This window comes from Pseudomonadota bacterium, assembly GCA_026388215.1.
GTDB lineage: Bacteria > Desulfobacterota > Syntrophorhabdia > Syntrophorhabdales > Syntrophorhabdaceae > JAPLKF01.
The window spans coordinates 1-1,540 of the sequence record JAPLKF010000206.1 but is presented as its reverse complement, the minus strand read 5'-3'; the positions used below and the strand labels follow the sequence as shown (position 1 = coordinate 1,540).

Here is a 1,540-nt window from a genome sequence, read left to right as displayed (position 1 = left end):
GAGGCATGTCCTCATAGTTCGGAGCCCTGAGGTTCTCGTCCACGATCACGATTTCCCACTCCGGTGGGGTTAGACCCGCAAGAACCATAAGGCCGAGGGGTTTCCACACACGGTAACGGTTCCAGCGGCTCTCCTTGACTTTGGTGATGGCGACCAGCGGGTTTGAAGGATTGATCAGATATAGTCGCATAGCGTGTATTCAGTCATGGTCATGGAGGAGCTTGTCTCCTGCTTTTGCTCACTTCTGTTTTCGTGAATGGATTGTCGTAATTCCTATTCATTGGCCTAACAATAATTCTACTGCAAGCTATAATTTCTCAAATATTATTCTTATCAGTAATTTTTGTCAATCAAGTAAAAATTCTACTGTAGAATTCCTGAATGCCTTTTGAAACATAGTATAAGTCGATGCGCCCCTGAAGACAATGATTACGAAAAGAAATAGCGCATAAGCAAATGGATTGTTATACATATATTATTATACAGATGTGCTATGCTTTCGCCTTGGTTATCATTACGAAGAGAAAGGAGTAAAAATCGTATGGCTAACAAAAGATTCACCATGAAACATGATAAAAAGATTGCCCTTGTTGCACACGACAACATGAAACGTGATCTTGTGGAATGGGCCAAGTATAACCGTGATCTTTTGGCACACCACAAAGTGTATGCTACGGGCACCACCGGCACGATACTGGAACGCGAGCTTGGTTTTGAAATCACGAAATTCAACAGTGGTCCATTGGGTGGAGATCAACAAATCGGCGCCAAAATAGCTGAGGGGGAGATAAATATGCTGATCTTCTTTTGGGATCCGCTCGAACCACAGCCCCATGATCCCGATGTCAAGGCACTCTTGCGAATGGCGGTGGTATGGAACATTCCGATTGCTTGTAATCGAGCTTCCGCCGATTTCATAATTTCATCTCCCCTAATGGATGGTGAATATGATCGTCTGGTAACTGACTATACGAGGCATAGTACTCGGGAGGTGGGGAAAAAGGCTAAGCAGTAGACCTAATAGGTGCAGGAAAATCTGCTAAGGACAGGGTAAAGTCAGCGGGTTGACGATATGGGTCTGAACAGTGTACCAAGCTTTTCTGTCAAGGGGTTCTTTTCGGTTGTTTCTCCAGTTTCTTTTTTGCCTTTTGTTGCTGTTTTTCGGTGTTTTGTTTCTGACCCTTTTCCTTATCTTTCTTGCCCTTGTCTCCCATTACATGCTCCTTTTTCCTCTATAGAAACAACAACCATACCTCAACCAATCTTATCCCCGTAGGTATTTTTTGTCAATCAGTATTAATGCCTTCCATATTTTTTGTCGGGATCGTGTTACCGACGCAGCGCATTGCACAGCAGCAAATGATATAAACCCTCTCCGATGGAATAAATTATTTGTATATCACCTACTGCTATGATAAAAGTCAACAATTATTTTTGGCACAGGTGTTTCTACCCGCTTTCTCTTCGGTGATCGGTTATCAATCCATAGTTCTCACTCCCTGGGGCGGCCCTTGCGAGCCTTGCAGAAGAAAAGGTTCTT

Annotated in this window: 2 protein-coding genes; one reads left to right on the top strand and one right to left on the bottom strand. The window is 43.6% G+C overall.

Annotated elements, in window-relative coordinates; all coding sequences use genetic code 11:
• Positions 1-190 (bottom strand): hypothetical protein (locus NTU69_10680; protein ID MCX5803975.1); only part of this gene is annotated, 190 nt, incomplete at its 3' end.
• Positions 191-541: 351 nt separating this feature from the next.
• Here NTU69_10680 and NTU69_10675 point away from each other — a divergent pair.
• Positions 542-1,015, top strand: coding sequence for a methylglyoxal synthase (locus NTU69_10675; GenBank protein ID MCX5803974.1), 474 nt, complete (start codon positions 542-544; stop codon positions 1,013-1,015).
• Positions 1,016-1,540: the final 525 nt, after the last annotated feature.